Annotated in this window: 17 protein-coding genes and 1 riboswitch; of the genes, 9 read left to right on the top strand and 8 right to left on the bottom strand. The window is 64.2% G+C overall.

Going from position 1 to position 18480, the window contains the following annotated elements; all coding sequences use genetic code 11:
* Nucleotides 1-49: 49 nt before the first annotated feature.
* Nucleotides 50-1753, bottom strand: a complete 1704-nt coding sequence (locus tag IWX88_RS01530; RefSeq protein WP_196826638.1) for a glycerol-3-phosphate dehydrogenase/oxidase — start codon at nucleotides 1751-1753, stop codon at nucleotides 50-52.
* A gap of 56 nt (nucleotides 1754-1809) precedes the next feature.
* Between IWX88_RS01530 and IWX88_RS01525 the strand changes: the two genes are divergently transcribed.
* The 8 genes from IWX88_RS01525 (at nucleotide 1810) to IWX88_RS01490 (ending at nucleotide 8953) form a co-directional block, all read left to right on the top strand.
* A complete protein-coding gene (locus IWX88_RS01525; RefSeq protein ID WP_196826637.1) occupies nucleotides 1810-2781 on the top strand; it encodes a sugar-binding transcriptional regulator in 972 nt (323 codons plus the stop codon).
* A gap of 51 nt (nucleotides 2782-2832) precedes the next feature.
* A riboswitch (FMN riboswitch) is annotated at nucleotides 2833-2992 on the top strand.
* A gap of 88 nt (nucleotides 2993-3080) precedes the next feature.
* Nucleotides 3081-4220: a bifunctional diaminohydroxyphosphoribosylaminopyrimidine deaminase/5-amino-6-(5-phosphoribosylamino)uracil reductase RibD gene (ribD, locus tag IWX88_RS01520; RefSeq protein WP_231368718.1), complete on the top strand. Its 1140-nt coding sequence runs from the start codon at nucleotides 3081-3083 to the stop codon at nucleotides 4218-4220.
* Complete coding sequence (locus tag IWX88_RS01515) at nucleotides 4220-4837, top strand: riboflavin synthase (RefSeq protein WP_196826636.1); 618 nt, start codon at nucleotides 4220-4222, stop codon at nucleotides 4835-4837. The genes ribD and IWX88_RS01515 overlap by 1 nt, the downstream gene beginning before the upstream one ends.
* Nucleotides 4834-6150 (top strand): 3,4-dihydroxy-2-butanone-4-phosphate synthase, encoded by a 1317-nt coding sequence (gene ribB / locus IWX88_RS01510; RefSeq protein WP_196826635.1) that lies wholly within the window; start codon nucleotides 4834-4836, stop codon nucleotides 6148-6150. The genes IWX88_RS01515 and ribB overlap by 4 nt, the downstream gene beginning before the upstream one ends.
* The gene (gene ribH, locus IWX88_RS01505) at nucleotides 6147-6617 is read left to right on the top strand and encodes a 6,7-dimethyl-8-ribityllumazine synthase (RefSeq protein WP_196826634.1); all 471 of its coding nucleotides are present in this window, start codon (nucleotides 6147-6149) and stop codon (nucleotides 6615-6617) included. The genes ribB and ribH overlap by 4 nt, the downstream gene beginning before the upstream one ends.
* A gap of 33 nt (nucleotides 6618-6650) precedes the next feature.
* Nucleotides 6651-6797, top strand: coding sequence for a hypothetical protein (locus tag IWX88_RS01500; RefSeq protein ID WP_196826633.1), 147 nt, complete (start codon nucleotides 6651-6653; stop codon nucleotides 6795-6797).
* A gap of 13 nt (nucleotides 6798-6810) precedes the next feature.
* Entirely contained in the window at nucleotides 6811-7233 is a 423-nt protein-coding gene (locus IWX88_RS01495; RefSeq protein ID WP_196826632.1) for a hypothetical protein, read from the top strand.
* Nucleotides 7234-7441: 208 nt separating this feature from the next.
* A complete protein-coding gene (locus IWX88_RS01490) occupies nucleotides 7442-8953 on the top strand; it encodes an MFS transporter (RefSeq protein ID WP_196826631.1) in 1512 nt (503 codons plus the stop codon).
* Between the two features lie 207 nt (nucleotides 8954-9160).
* Here the strand turns inward: IWX88_RS01490 and IWX88_RS01485 are convergent, their stop codons facing one another.
* The 3 genes from IWX88_RS01485 to IWX88_RS01475 are packed head-to-tail and all read right to left on the bottom strand — an operon-like array spanning nucleotide 9161 to nucleotide 11747.
* Entirely contained in the window at nucleotides 9161-10003 is an 843-nt protein-coding gene (locus IWX88_RS01485) for an ABC transporter permease (protein WP_196826630.1), read from the bottom strand.
* Entirely contained in the window at nucleotides 10000-10824 is an 825-nt protein-coding gene (locus IWX88_RS01480) for an ABC transporter permease (protein WP_196826629.1), read from the bottom strand. Before IWX88_RS01480 ends, IWX88_RS01485 begins: the two co-directional genes overlap by 4 nt.
* Nucleotides 10821-11747 (bottom strand): ABC transporter ATP-binding protein, encoded by a 927-nt coding sequence (locus IWX88_RS01475; protein WP_370568124.1) that lies wholly within the window; start codon nucleotides 11745-11747, stop codon nucleotides 10821-10823. The genes IWX88_RS01480 and IWX88_RS01475 overlap by 4 nt, the downstream gene beginning before the upstream one ends.
* Before the next feature lie 126 nt (nucleotides 11748-11873).
* On the opposite strand from IWX88_RS01475, the gene IWX88_RS01470 reads away from it, so the two are divergent.
* Nucleotides 11874-13736, top strand: coding sequence for an ABC transporter ATP-binding protein (locus IWX88_RS01470; RefSeq protein WP_196826627.1), 1863 nt, complete (start codon nucleotides 11874-11876; stop codon nucleotides 13734-13736).
* A gap of 172 nt (nucleotides 13737-13908) precedes the next feature.
* On the opposite strand, the gene IWX88_RS01465 is transcribed toward IWX88_RS01470, so the two are convergent.
* From IWX88_RS01465 to dacB, 4 genes are read right to left on the bottom strand one after another with little or no spacing between them, the layout of a single operon-like run.
* Nucleotides 13909-14697 carry an RNA methyltransferase gene (locus IWX88_RS01465; RefSeq protein WP_196826626.1) on the bottom strand — a complete coding sequence of 263 codons (789 nt, stop codon included), beginning with the start codon at nucleotides 14695-14697 and terminating at the stop codon, nucleotides 13909-13911.
* Entirely contained in the window at nucleotides 14694-16166 is a 1473-nt protein-coding gene (locus tag IWX88_RS01460) for an NAD-dependent succinate-semialdehyde dehydrogenase (protein WP_196826625.1), read from the bottom strand. Before IWX88_RS01460 ends, IWX88_RS01465 begins: the two co-directional genes overlap by 4 nt.
* Before the next feature lie 10 nt (nucleotides 16167-16176).
* Complete coding sequence (locus tag IWX88_RS01455) at nucleotides 16177-16779, bottom strand: isochorismatase family protein (protein WP_196826624.1); 603 nt, start codon at nucleotides 16777-16779, stop codon at nucleotides 16177-16179.
* A 3-nt stretch (nucleotides 16780-16782) separates the two neighbouring features.
* Nucleotides 16783-18462: a D-alanyl-D-alanine carboxypeptidase/D-alanyl-D-alanine-endopeptidase gene (gene dacB, locus IWX88_RS01450; RefSeq protein ID WP_196826623.1), complete on the bottom strand. Its 1680-nt coding sequence runs from the start codon at nucleotides 18460-18462 to the stop codon at nucleotides 16783-16785.
* Nucleotides 18463-18480 lie beyond the last annotated feature (18 nt).

Genomic DNA, 18480 nt, shown 5'->3' with positions numbered 1-18480 from the left:
CCTGCTGGCGTTCCACACCTGATGCCCCGCACCCCGCGGATGGACCGGACTAGCCGGCGACCGCAGCCTGTTCGGTGAAAGCCTGACCGTGCATCGTGGTGAGGATTTCACGAGTCGCGACAATCTCGGCCGCACACTGTTCGCTGGTCCAACCAAGAGACCCGCCGACGATGGTCGCCAGCTCGTCGATCATCGGGCCGGTAACGGCACCGATGAACGCGAGGTCAGTGCGACGAAGCAGTACGTCTATGAGGTGCACGACACTTTCCGTGCGCACGAGGTGATCCAGCTCGGTGGTTGTGTAGTTCGGGGCCGTGCGCAGGGCGACATCGTTTCCTTCGATGATCGCCGCGATGAACTCGGTCGCCCTGGTGCCATAGCGGGTGAGCAACTCGGCCACCCGGGAACGACTCACGCCGACCGCATGGGATTGGATCCAGTCATTTCGGGTGGGCTCGGTGGTGGGGAAGCCCACTCCGCCGCCGATTGACAAGGTCGTGGTGGAGGCGGTGCGCGCGCGCTTCAGGATCGCGAGTACGTCGTTGGTCATGTGCTCTCCGAGGGCGCGGAAGGTGGTCCACTTTCCACCGACCAGGCTGAGCAGCGGAGAGCCGCCGAAGTTGCTCTTCTCGATGCGGTAATCGCGGGAGACGAAGCCGGGAGCTTCATCGTCGTGGCGGGGAAGGGGGCGGATGCCCGCATAGGTGAAGACGATTTGCGAGCGGTCGAGTGCCACTCCCGGGAACACGCGGGAGACGAGCTTGAAGAAGTAGTCGGTGTCTTCGTCTGTCTCGATCATCGGATCGCGGGGGTCGGCATCCACATCGGTCGTGCCAATGAGCACGCGGCCCTTGATCGGGCAAACCAGAACGACACGGCCGTCCGCGTTCTCCAAGAACAATTCACGGCCCTTCGTCGCGGCAAGCAACTCCGGATTGTCGACCACGATGTGCGAGCCCTTCGTGCCGCCCATGAACGTAGTCGGTGCACCGAGGGCGCCGTTGGTGAGGTCGGTCCAGGGGCCCGAGGTGTTCACGACGACGTCGGCGGAGAGCACGAATTCATCGCCGGTAACCAGGTCGCGCACCAGTACCCCGCCGTCCACAGCGCCCACCGCTTCGACGTAGTTTGCGGCACGACCGCCCGCGGCCACGCCGTCGAGGAGCACGTCGAGGCCGAGGCGCTCGGGATGCACCATCACGGCGTCATAGTAGGTGGCGGTGTACTTGAGGTCGGGGTTGAGCGCGGGCTGGTGAGCGAGCGATTTGCGGCGGCCGTGGAACTCGTGGCGTGGCACGCTGCCCCCGTCGCGGGAGAAAGAGTCATAGAGAGCGAGTCCCACTTTGATGAGCAGGGCTCCCCGCTCAGTTGTGCTGCTCTGCTTGTGGGTGAGGAATCGCAGCGGCGCTGCGGCGATACCCGAGAACAGCGAAAAGATCGGAATGGTCGTCTGCAGCGGCTTCACGTAATGCGGTGCAGTCTTCAGTAGCCGGTTGCGCTCCTGGACCGCCTCGCGGACAAGCCGGAACTCGCCGTTCTCGAGGTAGCGGATGCCACCGTGGATCATGTGTGACGACGCCGCGGAGGAGCCGGAAATGTAGTCGCCACGCTCGATCAGTGTGACGTCGACGCCTTGAAGTGCAAGCTCGCGGAAGGTGGCGGCACCATTGATGCCTCCCCCGATCACCAGCACCTGGGAACGCGGGTGCTGAATGAGGGAAACGACGTCGGTTCGTGGGGTTGAGGAAGTCATACACTGAGCATGCATTGCCTGGAGAGAAATTCCAACGCTCATGAACGGATGTGCAGATGAACATTTTCGAGAATGAAGGCGACGGCCGCACTGCTGAGGCGATGCGCGCGGCCCACCTCTACTACATTCAAAACCTCACAATGGATGCCATCGCCTCAGAGCTGACGATTTCCCGGTCGTCCGTGAGTCGGCTCATCGCCTTCGCCCGGGATTCCGGGCTTGTGGAGATCCGCCTCCACTCACCAATCGACCAACTCACCCAGCTGCAGCACCAGTTGCATGACCGATTCGGTCTCACCGCCCACATCGTGCCCACCGGGGATGCCGTGACCGAGATCGACCGCCTCGACCGTGTTGCGATGTCCGCTGCACGGATTCTCACCGACTTTGTCGACTCGACCATGATTGTTGGAGTGGCGTGGGGATCGACGATCGCGTCGGTCAGCCGACATCTCGTACGTAAGCCTGTGCGCAACACCCAGGTCGTTCAACTCAACGGCGCTGGCAATGCCCACACCACCGGTTTGGTCTACGCAAGCGAGATCATCGGACGTTTCGGTGCCGCCTTCGGAGCCACGGTGCAGCAGTTCCCAGTGCCCGCGTTCTTCGATGACCCGGCCACCAAAGAGGCATTCTGGCGGGAGCGCAGCACCGCACGGGTGCTCGCCGTGCAGCGACGGATGGATGTCGCGGTGTTCGGCATCGGATCACCGAGTGCCGATGTGCCAAGCCATGTCTACGCCGGTGGCTACCTCGACCGCGCGGACTATGACGACCTGGCCCGCGCGCACGTGGTCGGGGACATCGCCACAATCTTCTTCCGCGCGGACGGCAGCCATAACGACATTCCACTCAATGCCCGATCGAGTGGCCCCGGATTCACCGTGTTGATGAAAGCACCCCGCCGGATCGCTGTGGTCTCCGGCCAGGCCAAGCTCGCGGCCCTGCGCGGGGCTGTCGCAACCGGGGTGATCACCGACCTCGTGGTGGACGAGATCACCGCGGGTCAGCTTGCCGCGATGGACTAATAGCGAGGAATATTGTCAGCGCAGGCGGGTTAGATAGACTGAGAAACATTAATACGTGCTCCGGGGTCGGTGAAAGTCCGAACCGGCGGTTATAGTCCGCGACCCGCGCCTTTCGAAGAATCGGAAGTAGCGGTTGACTCGGTGAAATTCCGAGACCGACGGTAATGAGGCTCGAAAGAGCTTCTCAGTCCGGATGAGAGGTAGCACGCGTGTTCGCTTTCGAGCGCGCACGAACGCTGTCGGCGACCGTCGACATCGGCCCGGAGTCCGTCTTCGACACGAAGATTTGAGACCACCGGATGACCCCTGCGGCAGCAGGCACAGCGTACGAGGCGCTGATGCGGCGCGCCCTCGTGCTCGCCGCCAATGGGCCGGCGTCCGGAGTAAATCCGCAGGTCGGCTGTGTGCTGACGGATGCCGACGGCACCATCGTCTCCGAAGGCTGGCACCGCGGGGCGGGTACGCCCCATGCGGAGGTTGACGCGCTCTCCCGCGTCGCGGGTCACACCGGTCTCACCGCCGTAGTCTCCCTCGAGCCATGCAACCACCGTGGGCTCACGGGTCCCTGCACCGAAGCACTCATCACTGCGGGAGTCGCGCGCGTCGTTTACGCCGTGTCCGACCCGGGTGAACATTCGGGTGGTGGTGCTGAGCGGTTGCGTGAGGCCGGGGTGCTCGTCGAGTGCGGGGTGCTGGCGGATGAGACATCCGAAGCAATGCGCGTCTGGCTCACTGCCGAACGCTTGGGTCGCCCTTTCATCAGCGTGAAGTGGGCGTCGAGCCTGGACGGACGCGCGGCCGCGGCGGACGGCTCCAGCCAGTGGATCACCGGCACTGCCGCACGACAGAACGCTCACGAACAACGTGGGCAGTGTGATGCCATCATCGTGGGCACCGGTACGGTGCTGGCCGACAATCCGAGCCTCACCGCCCGCGACGAGACCGAAGCGCTGATGTCGCACCAGCCCATTCCGGTGGTAATCGGCGAACGCACGATCCCCGTTGACTCCCAGGTGTACCGGCATCCGCACGCCCCGATCATCAGCGGAACCCGGGATCTGCCGATGATTCTCGCCGATCTGTTTGTGCGGGGCATCCGCCACGCCTTCGTCGAGGGGGGCCCAACGCTCACAAGTGCTTTCGTCACAGCTGGTCTCGTCGACGAGTATCTGGTCTATCTCGCGCCGGTGCTGCTTGGCGGCACACGACTCGCCCTCACCGACATCGGCGTCGGCGGTATCGGAGACGCCAGGCGATTGACGATCGATCGGGTCGAACGGCTGGGCGACGATCTGCTGGTCGTCGCACGGCCGGTTACCGACGGTAGCCAGCCCATTCACGACCGCGCACCTCACGACCGCGCACCCCACGACCGCGCACCTCACGACCGCGCACCTCACGACCGCGCACCTCACGACCATGCACAGGAAGGCATCTGATGTTCACCGGAATCATCGAAGAACTCGGCGAGGTTCTCGACTGGCAGCCGACGACGGATGCCGCCCGCCTCACGATCCGCGGGCCTCTCGCCGTATCGGATGCGGCCCACGGTGACTCTATTTCGGTCAGCGGAGTCTGCCTCACCGTGGTGGACCGGGGCGAGGACTGGTTTACCGCCGATGTGATGGCCGTGACGATTGCCATGTCGACACTCTCCGGAGTCACCACCGGATCCCGGGTCAATCTCGAGCGCGCGGCCCTCGTCGGCGACCGGCTCGGCGGCCACATCGTGCAGGGGCATATCGACGGCACCAGCACGCTTCTCAGCGTCACCGAGGGAAGCGTCTGGAGAGTGCTGAGGTTCTCCCTCTCGCCGGAGGTCGCACCCCTGGTCGCCCGCAAGGGCTCGATCGCGGTAGACGGGGTCTCACTCACGGTGAGCGCCGTTGGCACCGACTGGTTCGAGGTCTCCCTCATTCCCGAAACCCTCGCAGTGACGACCCTCGGGCTCAAAGCCATCGGGGACGCCGTCAACATCGAGACCGACATCCTGGCGCGCCATGTTGCACGTCTCGCAGAGCTGGCATCAACCACAACCGGAAGGAGCGAGTCATGAGTCTCGCCGATATCCCCACCGCCCTCGAAGAACTGCGGGCGGGTAAGCCGATCATCGTCGTCGATGACGAGGGCCGGGAAAATGAGGGCGACGTCGTGCTCGCCGCCCAGTTCGCCAGCCAGGAATGGCTCGCTTGGCTTGTGCGCAACAGCTCCGGCTTCATCTGCGCTCCGATGACCAACGAGATCGCCGACCGCCTAGAACTGCCGCTCATGGTCGCGAACAACGAGGATCCGCGTGGCACCAATTACACCGTCTCGGTGGATGCCGCGGATCGGATCAGCACCGGAATCAGCGCCGCAGACCGTGCGTACACTCTGCGCGTGCTTGCGGACCTCGACTCCACTCCATCGAGTGTTCACCGCCCGGGGCACATCATGCCGCTTCGGGCCAGGGATGGGGGGGTGCGTGAGCGGAATGGCCACACCGAGGCGACCATCGACCTTCTCAAGCTCGCCGGTCTCACGCCGGTCGGTGTCATCTCGGAAATCGTCGCGGAAGACGGCGAGATGATGCGGCTGCCCGGTCTTATCCAACTCGGCGAACGCGAGGGCATCATTGTCATCACCATCGAATCGCTCATCGATTATCTCCAGACCCAGCACGGCACAACCCCGGTGCCGGTGGCGGTGCCGCTTTGGGAGGCATCGCGGGTGACCTTCGAAGTAGAGACGACCATCCCCACCAGCCACGGTTCATTTCGTTTCCGTGCGTATCGGGACCGGTTGACCGGAGCCGACCACCTCGCCATCATCAGTGGTACTCCGCATAACGGCGCCCTGATCCGGGTGCACTCGGAATGCCTCACCGGGGAAGTCTTCCAATCACTCAGGTGCGAATGCGGGCCGCAATTGGATGCTGCGCTCGACCAGATCCAGGCCGAGGGCGGGGTCGTGATCTACATGCGCGGACATGAGGGCCGGGGTATCGGACTCATCAATAAGCTGAAGGCCTACCGGCTTCAGGAAGACGGGCTCGATACCCTCGATGCGAACCTCGCTCTCGGCTTCCCGGTCGACGGTCGCGACTACAGTGCGGCGGTGTCGATCCTTGAGGACCTCGGGCTCACGGAAGTGCGCGCGATCACCAACAATCCGGAAAAACTGCGTCAACTGCGGGATAGGGGAATCATCGTGACAGAGCAGGTGCCACTTGTGGTGGGGGTCGGAGCCTTCAATGAGCAGTACCTCGAGACGAAACGGGACCGGATGGGCCATATCCTTCCCAGCACTCCCGAGTTGCGCGGCGACAGCGACCAGCCTGTGCGGGACCGCCAGCCCATTCTCGAAACCCCGCGGGGACACTTCTCATGAGCGGCGACGGCGCACCGGAGATCATCACCGACGGCACGGGCCTGGCGATCACGATCGTCGCAGGGCGCTGGCATAAGGTCATTACCGACGGACTCCTGGCCGGCGCGCATCGGGTGCTCGCGGCATCCGGGGCAGAGGTGACAGAGCTGTGGGTGCCCGGTAGCTTCGAGCTTCCCGTGGTGAGCAAGGCTGCCCTCGACGCCGGGGCGGATGCGGTGGTCGCGCTCGGCGTGATCATCCGCGGCGGTACCCCGCATTTCGAGTTCGTGTCGGATGCTGCGACAAGCGGTCTTACCCAGGTGGCTATCCTCACCGGCAAGCCCGTGGGCTTCGGTGTGCTCACCCTGGAGAACGAACAGCAGGGACTCGACCGGGCGGGACTGCCCGGGTCGAAAGAGGACAAGGGTGCAGAGGCGGCAGAGGCGGCGCTCGCGACGGCCGTCATTCTCCGCGACCTCCGCGGCTGATCCGCGAACAGTGCCGACCGGTAGGCTGAGGGCGTGAGTAACCCATTCAAGCTCCTGATTGCCGTCGCCATTGTCATCGGGATCGTGCTCTCCGCAGGGTTCACTTACATGGTCTTCCTGAGGGAACCGGGCACGGTCCTGCGCTTTAGCGGCGATCACTCCGTCATCGAACCGGCCTGAGGTGCGGCCGCCGATGCGGCCACAAGCGCGACTCATCGTTGCCGTCGCCGCTGTGGTGATCACGGCGCTGGTCGTGCTTATCGTGGCCACCACTGTGGGCTCTCGGTCGACAGTCACCTCGATCACCGACATCACGTACAGCCAGTCGAAATCGGTCAAGGGATTCTCGGGGTCGTCGCATGAGACGTCGGATGCCTCACGCATCGCCGCCTTCACTGCCATCGCGTCGAAGTACCGGATCGATGTCACGCGTTTCGACGAAACGCTCAACGACGTGTGCACCGGGGGCCTCATCACCGACATCACCCTGGGGTTCGCCGACGCGAAGACGGCCACGCTGCGGGTCTATGACTGCGGGCGCACGGTGGCCCGCGGCACCTTCGTGAGCGACACGTCGGCACTGTTCACGCGGTGGCGCGCGCAGGACGACGGGTAGCACTCGAGACCCGGCCCGCGCATCCACCTCCCGTTTCCAATGCCGGCCCGCGCATCCACCTCCCGTTTTTGCGACCACCTCCCTGTTTACGGTGGGAGGTGGTGAGAAAAATGGTGGATGGATGGCCACTTCACGACCACCGGCCTGCCCCTCAAGCGGGGGATAGAGTCATCAGACGGTCATTCTCGTCACAAGGGAGCACTCCCCCATGTCTTCATCCGACGCCACACCCGACGCCAGCGCTACCGCGAGTAGCACCGCGAGTAGCACCGCGAGTAGCACCGCGACGTCCGATACCCGCACCGCCCAATCTGCTTCTGCTTCGGCTTCGGCTTCGGCTTATGATGCGGCTGCCACCCCCGCCAATCCGCGCTCCCGGGTGATTCTCGCGAGTCTCATTGGCACCTCCATCGAGTTCTACGACTTCTACGTCTACGCCACCGCTGCGGTGCTCGTGTTCCCTGCCCTGTTCTTCCCCGCGCAAGCACCCGCGACCGCTCTGCTCAGTTCCTTCGCCGTGTTCGGGGCGGCATTCATCGGCCGGCCCCTCGGTTCGATACTGTTCGGCCACTTCGGCGACCGCATCGGACGCAAGGGCACGCTCATCGCGTCACTGCTCACAATGGGGATTGCTACCTTCTTGATCGGCTGTCTGCCCTCGGCATCCACTCCCGGCTGGACCGTGCTTGCGCCACTTCTGCTCGTGATCTTCCGTTTCGCCCAGGGCATCGGCCTCGGCGGAGAGTGGAGCGGAGCGGCGCTGCTCGCCACCGAGAATGCCCCGGCCGGCAAGCGTGCGATCTACGGCACCTTCCCACAGCTGGGCGCCCCAATCGGATTCATCGTCGCCAACACGCTCTTCCTCGTGCTCAATCTCACGATGAGCCCGGAGGCCTTCGCCGCATGGGGCTGGCGCATCCCGTTCCTCGCGAGTGCACTGCTCGTGTTGGTCGGCCTGTATGTGAGGTTCCGGCTCGTCGAGGCGCCGGCGTTCACACAGGTGATCGAGAAGGGCGCAGTGGCACGGGTACCGCTGGCCCTGGTCTTCCGCACCAGCTGGAGGCAGCTCATCCTCGGCACCTTCATCATGCTCGCCACCTACGTGCTCTTTTACCTGATGACCACCTTCACACTGGCCTTTGGCACCGCCGCGAAGACAATGGATGTTGCCGCCGCCGCCGCGAAGGCCGCTGGCAAGCCGTTTGTTCCCTCCAGCTTTGTGGCCGGCCTCGGGTACACCCGCAATGAGTTCCTCATCATGCTGATTATCGGGGTGGTGTTCTTCGGAATCTTCACCCTTGTATCCGGCCCGCTCGCCGAACGGTTCGGTCGGCGCCGGATGCTGAGTGTCGTCACGATCGGCATCATCGTCTTCGGTCTGCTGTTCGTGCCACTTTCTGGCGGCGGCATCGTGGGCGTCATGGCCTGGCTCATCCTGGGGTTCTCCCTCATGGGTCTCACCTTCGGGCCGATGGGTGCCCAGTTGCCGGAGCTGTTTGCAACAAACGTGCGATACACCGGTTCGGGCATCAGCTATAACTTTTCGAGCATCCTCGGTGCGGCGGTCGCACCGTACATCGCACTTGCGCTCTGGGCGCTGGCAGGAGGCAGCACGATTCTCGTCGGCGTCTACCTCTCGCTGGCGGCGGTGATCACGCTCGTCGCCCTCAGACTGACGCGCGAGACCCGCGACAGCGACTTCACGACCATTGTGGAGTAGCACCGCCCCACGCATCCACCTCCCGTTTTTACGACCACCTCGGTGTTCACGGGGTGAGCCCCACGCATCCACCTCCCGTTTTTACGACCACCTCGGTGTTTGCAGTGGTGGGTGGTAGGAAAAACGGGAGGTGGAGGGCAGACCCAGTCGAGGAACAGGCCCAGTCGAGGAACCTCTGGCCGACGGGGTAAGCAGTCGAGGAACAGCTCAGTCGAGGAACAGCGCACGGAGTCGGCGCGTTGTGAAGATGAGTCCACCGACGATCATCACGACGAAATACAGCACGTGCCCGAGCATCGCGATGCTCAGCGCGCCAGTAGTGAGGCCGCGCACGAGCTCGACGCCGTGCCACAGCGGCAGCGCCTGAATGACAAACTGGATACCCTGCGGGTAGACGCTCAGCGGGTAGAAGGTCGCCGAGAAGAGGAACATCGGCAGAAGAACGAAGTTGACCCAGTCCACCTGCTGAAAGCTCTTCATGTAGCTGGTGATGGCCATCCCGAGGCTCGCGAACCCGAAAGCGATCAGTAGCACCGCCGGGATAGCGAGCACGGCGGTCCACGACAGGTTGAGTCCGAGCACCTGCATCACGATGAGGAAACCGGTGGCATACACCGCCCCGCGCAGCAGGGCGAGGAAGATTTCGCCGAGCGCGACATCGAGCGGGCCGAGGGATGTTGCGAGCATCCCCTCGTAGAGCTTGGAGTACTGCATCTTGAAGAAGACATTCCAGGTGGAGTCGTAGATTGCCCCGTTCATCGCCGAGACCGCGAGGAGCGCTGGTGCGATAAAGGCCGCGTACGAGACCGGCTGCCCGGTGGTGGTCGAGACAGAGCCCACCAGTGCGCCGAGACCGATGCCGAGTGACAGCAGGTAGAACACCGGCTCGAAGAATCCGCTCACCACGATGAGCCAGTTGGAGCTCCGGGTCGCGAGCAGCCCGCGCCCGATCACCGCCCGCGAGTTGCCGGCATAGAGCGCACGGATTCCGCCGGTGCGAGGCGTCGGACGAGTCGGACGAGTCGGAGCGAAGGTCTCAGTGGCGGTCATTTGTTGAGCCTCCGGGTCACGACGATCTGCGTGCGCCGCCAGCCAAAGATGCAGAGGCCGAGCGGATACAGCACGTGCACGAGGGTGAGCCAGCCGGGTTCGACCGCTCCATAACTCACTACTCGGCTGAGCTGGGTTCCGTGCCAGAGCGGAGAGATCCATCCGATCCACTGCAGGTAGATGGGCATCTGGGCCAGCGGAAAGAAGGTGCCGGAGAACAGAAAGAGTGGGATGACGATGAAGCGCTGGATGAAGGCGGGCTGGCCGACATCTTTCTCCACTGTCGATATATAACTGGCCACCACCAGTCCGAAAGACATGCCGGTGAGAATTGCGATCGGGATGTCGAGCACCCCGAGCGGCGACGGCACAGCCGAAAAGGTGAGCATCACCAGGTAGTAGATAAGGGTGGTCGGCAGCAGTCGAGCGAGCACGGCGATGAAAATGCCGTTGGTGATCTGGTTTCCTGAGAGCGGCGCGGCGTTCATTCCGAGAAAGATCGGGTTCCAGGTGAATCCCGTAAGGATCGGATAGGTGCATTCCTGCACGGCCGCCGTGACCGCAGCCGACACGATGAGAGCGGGGGCGACGAAGACGAGGTAGCTGGTACCGCCGAGGCCATTATTTTTATCGACGAGGGTGGCAAGCCCCACTCCGAGGGCGAACAAATACATGAACGGGCTGCCGATCGCCGTGAAAAGCAGCGTCTTGTAATAGCTCCGAATGCCGCGGATGCGATGCTCAGCGACGTACCACGATCCGTACCGGCGCGGCTTCGGTGCCGCGAAATTGGCCGCGGCGGGACCGACAAGTGCAGTCATTCGATCAGGCTCCGCCCGGTCAGCCGCAGGAAAACATCCTCGAGGCTCGACCGGCGCACAAGGCTGGTGATCGGTGTGAGACCCTTGGCCACGATCCAGCCGAGGTCGCCGTCACCATCGTCGGTGTAGATCAGGATGCGGTCGGGCAGTACCTCTACCCGGTCACCGATTCCCACGAGCTGTTCGGCGACGGACGCGTTGAGCTCTGAGCCAAAGCGCAGTTCGACGACCTCGCGGGTCGAGTAGCTGCGGATGAGATCGGCCGGGGCTCCCTCGGCCATGATCGCGCCCTTGTCCACAACCACGAGACGGTCGCAGAGTTGCTCGGCCTCATCCATGTAGTGGGTGGTGAGAAGGAGCGTGGTGCCCTGCTCCTTTAGCCGGAACAGCCGGTCCCAGAGGATGTGGCGCGCCTGCGGATCAAGACCCGTTGTCGGCTCGTCGAGCAGCAGCACCTTCGGATCATTCATCAGCGACCTTGCGATGGTGAGCCGGCGCTTCATACCGCCGGAGAGGTCACCGACCTTTGACTTCTTGCGATCCGCCAGTTGAGCGAACTCGAGCAGTTCCTCGGCCTTGGCCGCGCACGACGACAGGCTCATTCCGAAATACCGCCCGTAAACGATGAGGTTGTCACGAACGCGCAGATCCATATCGAGGTTGTCCTGCTGGGGAACAACACCGAGCTGCGCCCGGATCTCTGGCCCATGATCGTTGGGATCGAGGCCGAGGATGCTCAGGCTCCCGCTCGTGCGCGTGGAGACTGCGCCGACCATCCGCATCGTCGTTGATTTTCCGGCACCGTTTGGTCCGAGTAGCCCGAATGACTCCCCCGGCTCTACCTCGAAAGAAATGCCATCGACAGCGGCGAATTCCTTGTACTTCTTTGTGAGGAGCGAGGCTGCAATGACAGGTTGAGGCACGATAATGCAGACTAACAACTCCCCCTGACCGAGTGCACGCAGCTCCCATGCTCCCTGCGGAGTACGCCTGTCGATAGACAGCATGCCTAAGCTTGACTGTTCGCCCCGGCCATTCGAAAAGACATCATGAGCACCAGCACGCACTCCCCCCGAGCACGCTCTCCGTTTACCCGCCCCAAGCCAGACGACGGGCCGCGGGCGGGCTTCAGCCAGCTGCTGCCCTATCTGCTCGAGCACAAGAAGGTTCTCGGCATCGTGATCGCGCTGAGTGTGCTTGGAGCCGCCACCTCGCTCGGGCAGCCGTTGCTGGTGAGCCAAGTGATCTCACGCGTGCAGAAGAATGAGCCGCTCGGTGCCCTCGTCGTCGTGCTTGTGGCGCTCGTCGTGATCTCTGCCCTGCTCTCGGGCGTGCAGCACTATCTGCTCCAGCGCACCGGAACGAGCGTCGTGCTCTCCGCCCGCAGACAGTTGGTGCGGCGGATGCTTCGCCTCCCGATCAGCGAATTCGACACCCGACGCACCGGTGATCTGGTGTCCCGAGTCGGATCAGACACCACACTGCTCTACGCGGTTCTGACTCAGGGCCTCGTGGATGCGGTCGGTGGCTCCCTCATTTTTCTCGGTGCACTGATCGCGATGCTGGTCATCGATCCGGTACTCCTCGGACTCACCGTGCTCGTAATCGCCGTCTCCGTAGTCACGGTGGTGCTCCTGTCGCGAAGAGTGCGGGTCGCGAGCCGTAAGCAGCAGGAGAGGGTCGGGGATCTCGCCTCGTCCGTGGAACGTGCACTCGGAGCCATCCGCACCGTGCGTGCCTCCAATGCCACCGACCGCGAGACGGCCGCAATCGAGAAGGACGCGAAGGGTGCATGGGAGATGGGGATCCAGGTGGCAAAAATCTCCGCTCTCGTCGTTCCAATCGCCGGAATCGCCCTGCAGGTATCGCTGCTCGTTGTGCTTGGGGTCGGTGGCTTCCGGGTGGCGAGCGGGGCAATCACCATCGCCAATCTCGTGGCCTTCATCTTCTTCCTGTTCATGCTGATCATGCCGCTCGGCCAGGCCTTCGGCGCAATCACCTCGGTGAACCAGGCTCTCGGGGCACTCGGCCGCATCCAGGAGATTGTTGCCCTGCCGAGCGAGGCCGAGCTCGACGGTGCCATCGAACCCGCGGCGCCGCTCCCCTCGGATGCCGCGATCAGCTTCCATGACGTGGTCTTCACCTACCCGGCGCCACCCGTGCTTGCCGGCGCAGACAACGGTGTGCCGGGCCAAGACGATGCAGAAGTTCCCGATGGCGCGCGCAAGGACCTCACCGTCCTCCACGGCGTCTCCTTCGACGCTCCGCGCGGCCAGCGCACCGCCCTGGTCGGACCCTCTGGCGCAGGCAAGAGCACAATCCTGGCGCTCATCGAACGTTTCTATGACCCGACCGAGGGTCTCGTGCGGCTCGGTGGCCTCGATATCCGCGGACTCGATCGCGAAGCCCTGCGTGCCCAGATCGGCTATGTGGAGCAGGATGCGCCAGTGCTCGCCGGTTCCCTGCGCGACAACCTCACCCTCGGGGCGCCCCATGCCACTGACGAAGAGTGCATCAGGGTGTTGCACGACGTGAACCTCACCGAGGTGCTGGAGCGCAGCGAACATGGCCTGAATGCCGCGGTCGGCGAAGAGGGAGTGATGCTGTCCGGCGGCGAACGTCAACGTCTCGCCATCGCGCGCACCCTGCTCGCTGCCCCGCCCATCCTGCTGCTTGATGAGTCGACCTCGTCGCTCGACGGTCTCAACGAGCAGCTACTGCGCGAAGCGATCGACGCAGTGGCCGAGAACCGTACGCTCATCGTCATCGCGCACCGCCTATCCACCGTGGTCGACTCTGACCAGATCGTGGTGCTCGACCACGGACGCGTCGTCGGCGTCGGCACCCATTCGGAACTGGTGAAAAGCACCCCGCTCTACCGCAAGCTCGCGAAGCACCAGCTGCTGGTCTGAGCCCGGCCGGGCTGCAGTGCGACTCATCCGCAGGCCTCCATCATTCAGGAGGGTATGTGGCTAGTGTGGAAAATGAGGCGAGAGGGGTCGTCTCCTGACCCATCCGCCTCTCCATTCACACATCTTCCTGAATAATGGGTTGTCCTGCGGGCCCGGTCTGTGGCGAAGGGGGTCAGGCGAGCGCCCACATCGCCACCGCTGCAGTAGCCGCGACATTGAGCGAATCGATGCCGTGCGCCATGGGAATCTGCACAACGGTGTCGGCATTGGCGAGAGCTTCCGGCGTGAGGCCCTCTCCCTCGGCGCCGAGCACAAGCGCGAGTTTCTCGGGCGCCTCGAAGTCACGCAGGCTCACGGCATCCGCGCTCAGTGCCAGTGCCGCGATCTGGAATCCGGATGCCGTGAGCAGCTGCCGAGCAGACGGCCAGTCCCCGAGCCGGGTCCACGGCACCTGCAGCACTGTGCCCATCGACACTCGGATAGCGCGGCGATAGAACGGGTCGGAGCAGCGCGGAGTGACAAATACAGCATCCGCTCCGATCGCCGCGACGGAACGAAAGATGGCGCCGACATTGGTGGGGTCAGCCACATTCTCGAGGATGATTACGCGTCGGGCATTCTCGAGCAGCGACGGTACCGACGCAAGCGCCGGGCGGTGCATCGCCGCGATCAGTCCACGGTGAAGCAGATACCCGGTGAGCTCCTCGAGAAGTGCGCTCGGGCCAGAGAAGATCGGCACCTCCGCCCCGACCAGCGCACGAGCCTCATCGACGGTGTTGCCGAGGGCGAGTACCGAGCGCGCGCGATGACCGGCCGCGAGCGCCCGCTGCAGCACGAGAGCCGACTCTGCGATATAGAGACCGTGCTCGGTGCCTCGTGATTTTTTGAGTGCCACATCGGTCTGATGGGAGTAGTCGGCGAGCCGCAGATCGGAGAGATCCGCGATCTCGATGACGCTCACGCGACCGTGTGTGGCGCGAGCACGTATTTCGTCTCGAGGTACTCATCGATACCGACGGTGCCGCCCTCGCGGCCGAGGCCGGACTGCTTGACTCCGCCGAAGGGTGCCGCCGCGTTGGAGACGACCCCGACGTTGAGCCCCATCATTCCGGTCTGGATGCTGTCGATCAGTCGAAGTCCGCGGGCGAGATCGCGCGTGAAGGCGTAGCTCACCAGGCCGTACTGGGTGTCGTTGGCCTTGGCCACCGCATCCGCCTCGTCGGTGAAGGTCGTAATCGACAGCACCGGCCCGAAGATCTCCTCGTGCAGGATGTCGCTGCCGGGCGTCACGCCGATGATCACGGTCGGCGCGAAGAAAGTTCCGTCGCGGCCAACGGGTGCACCACCGGTAAGCACGGTCGCCCCGCGCGCCACCGCGTCGTCCACCAGGGTCTTCGCCTTGGCGACAGCACCCGCATTGATGAGCGGCCCGATGGACACACCCACTTCGGTTCCGCGCCCGATTGTCAGGGCACTGACACGTGCGGTCACCCTTTCGGCGAACTCCTCAGCGATGGACTCGTGCACGATGAACCGGTTCGCCGCCGTGCACGCCTGGCCGATGTTACGGAACTTGGCGATCATGGCGCCGTCAACGGCGGCGTCGAGGTCGGCATCCTCGAACACCAGGAATGGAGCATTGCCGCCGAGCTCCATCGAGGTGCGCAGCACGTTGTCTGCGGCCTGTTTGAGCAGGCGGACCCCCACGGGAGTCGACCCGGTGAAACTGAGCTTGCGCAGGCGTGGATCCGCGATGATCGGCGCCGAGACCTCGCCAGAGGTCGAGGTCGTGATGATGTTCAGCACGCCCTTCGGCAGTCCGGACTCCTCGAGGAGCTTCGCAAAGTACAGGGTGGTGAGCGGAGTGAGTTCAGCCGGCTTCACCACCGCGGTGCACCCCGCCGCGATTGCCGGCGCGATTTTGCGGGTCGCCATCGCGAGCGGGAAGTTCCACGGAGTGATGAGAAATGAGGGCCCGACCGGGAAGCGGGTGACGAACATGCGCCCGGTACCCTCGGGATTCACCCCGTAGTGGCCACCGATCCGCACCGCCTCCTCGCTGAACCAGCGAAGAAACTCACCGCCGTAGGTGACTTCACCGCGCGATTCGGCGAGCGGCTTCCCCATCTCGAGAGTCATCAGTAGAGCGAAATCCTCGGCCCGTTCCTGCAGGAGATCGAACGCTCTGCGCAGGATCTCGCCGCGCACCCGTGGCGCGGTCGCCGCCCACGAGTCCTGGGCGGCGACGGCAGCATCCATGGCCCGTGCGCCGTCGGCAATGGATGCGTCTGCGATGGTCTTGATCACCAGCCCGGTCGAGGGGTCCACCACCTCGATCGACCGCCCCGAGGTGGATTCCACCCACTCTCCGCCGATAAAGAGTCGGTCGGGCACACGGGACAGCAGGTCGGATTCGGAGATCGCACTCATAAGCTCAAGTCTAGTTTTGTGCCGAGCTTTCGATCCGCACGCCGGCCGCCGCCAGCCGGGTGAGAGCGAGGGCGCTCGAAACGGGATCGACCCCCGCAATAAGGTCGTTGAGAACTCGAACGGTTCGGCCAGCCGCCACCGCATCCAGCGCTGAGGCGAGCACGCAGTAATCGGTGGCGATGCCCACGACGTGCACCTCGTCGACACCGAAGCCATCGAGCTTCTGCAGCAGCGACTCGCCATCGTCCGTCACCCCCTCGAAGATCGAGTAGGCAGGGCGACCCTGACCCTTACGCACCCCCACCGTCACCGCCGAAAGGGTGAGCGCCGGGTGGTACTCGGCCCCGGTCGTGCCAGCCACGCAGTGCACCGGCCAGGTGGTGACGAAGTCCGGGGCATTCGGCGCGCCCAAGGGACCTGTGGCGAAGTGGCCGCCGTTGTCATTGTCGCCATCGTGCCAGTCGCGCGAGGCAAATACCGTGTCATAGCGATCCGGATGCTGCGCCAGGTAGCGCGTAATGCCCGCTGCAACCGCGGCCCCACCCTCGACGCCGAGGGCACCACCCTCGGTGAAGTCGTTCTGAACATCGATGATGAAGAGCGCGCGGGTCATGGATCAGTTATTCGAGAGGTTGTTGCCGCAGGTGAACAGTGCTGTTGTGATGGTGTCCAGCGCCGCGATGGTGCGGTTGTTGACGGCTCCAAGCGCATATAACGCAAAGGCCAGGGTTGCGCCGTCTGTGGCGTGCACGACACCAGCGAGGGAATTCTCGGTCGCAATCCAGCCGGTCTTCGCGTTGATTGCACCGCGGGCGCCCGCGTTTGCCCCGGTGAAGCGGTTGGTGAGAGTTCCGGTCTTTCCAGAGATCGGCAGCGCGTCATAGACGAGATTCAGATTCTGCTGGCCGGCCGACACCTTCGCCATCAGTTGCGCAACGAATGCGGCGGGCACCGCGTTTTTGTCACTGAGCCCCGATCCGTCGCGGATGGTCATTCCGTCCGTCGACAGACCAAATTTTGCGAGGGCGGTCGGTATCACCTTCGCGAGGGAGGCTGCGGATCCGGTGTTGCCCGCAACCTTCGAGGTCTGCCGTGCCAGGTATTCGCCAAGGGTGTTGTCGGAGACCGGCAGCATGTACGCGACCAGTGCCCGCACCGGCTGGGACTTTACTTCGCCGAGGAGGGTTGCACCGGTCGGGGCAGTTCCGGTGGTGATGCGCTCCGTACCGGAGATGCCGAGTTCAGCGGCGAAAGCGGCGCCCGCATCCGCGATCGGTTCGCTGCTGCGCTGGCTGTCCTGCACCCGGGGATCCGCGCGCCCTCCATCGACGGTAAGGGCGGTCACCTCTGGCTGGGATCCCTTGGACTGTTCACTGCGGTCCCAGCTCGGATCCCATTTGTCGCTCGGGTCCCAGAAGCTCGAATCCAGCACAATATCGGTGATCGGAACGGTGCTCTTCGCCTGCACCTGGGCGGCCAGGTCGCTCAGCTTAGGCGCGCCGCGATACACGCTCTCCTGACCGGATGGCAGCGCGCTCAGCGTGGGGTCACCACCTCCGACAAGCACCACAGTGCCCGGCGTAGCGCCGGAATATACTTTTGTCGAAATCTGATAGTCGGGGCCGAGCACGTTGAGTGCGGCGGCGGCAGTGAGAGTCTTGAGCACGCTCGCGGTGGGGGAGGGCGTCGCACCCGCGCGATCGAACAGCACCTCACCGGTGGCCACATTGATCACCGAGGCCTGAAAGGAGGCCAGGTTCGGATCGGAGGCAGGTGCTGCCACCGAGCAGGTGCGAAGCGTTGTAGCGGCAGCGATCGCGGCAGGCACGGGCCGGGTCGGTGCGGGGGTCGCACTCGTGGTCGCCGCGGGGCCGGGGGCCGAAGCATCCGCCCGGGTCGACCCAACGGCCACACCGGCGACGACCGATCCGGTGGCCAAGAGCACGAAGGCCACGCCGAGCGCGGAGAACAGCCAGGCATTCGGATGCTTCGCAACCAGGGCAAAAATGCCGCCACGGGAGGCGAAGGGCGTTGCAACTTCGAATTCTTCGTTTCGCGAAGCGGTCGCGAGCAACTGCGTCGGCTGCTCGGCAGACGTAAAGATCACCGGAGTAGTTTCGGCCACCTGGCCCGATTTCTCGAACTCACGCGCCTCCCGCCGATTCAGGGGCACTGAGGGGGGCACTGAGAGGGGCACTGGGAGGGGCGCCTGCGTGGGCCGCGTGGGCTGCGCCGGCAGCGCGGTAGAAGGATCGATCGGCACCTGTGCGGGCTGCGGATCCTGCGCGTCATTCACCCATTAATAGTAACCGGG

The organism is Frigoribacterium sp. CG_9.8, from assembly GCF_015751965.1.
Classification (GTDB): Bacteria; Actinomycetota; Actinomycetes; order Actinomycetales; family Microbacteriaceae; genus Lacisediminihabitans.
This window is presented reverse-complemented; position numbering and strand designations above follow the sequence as displayed.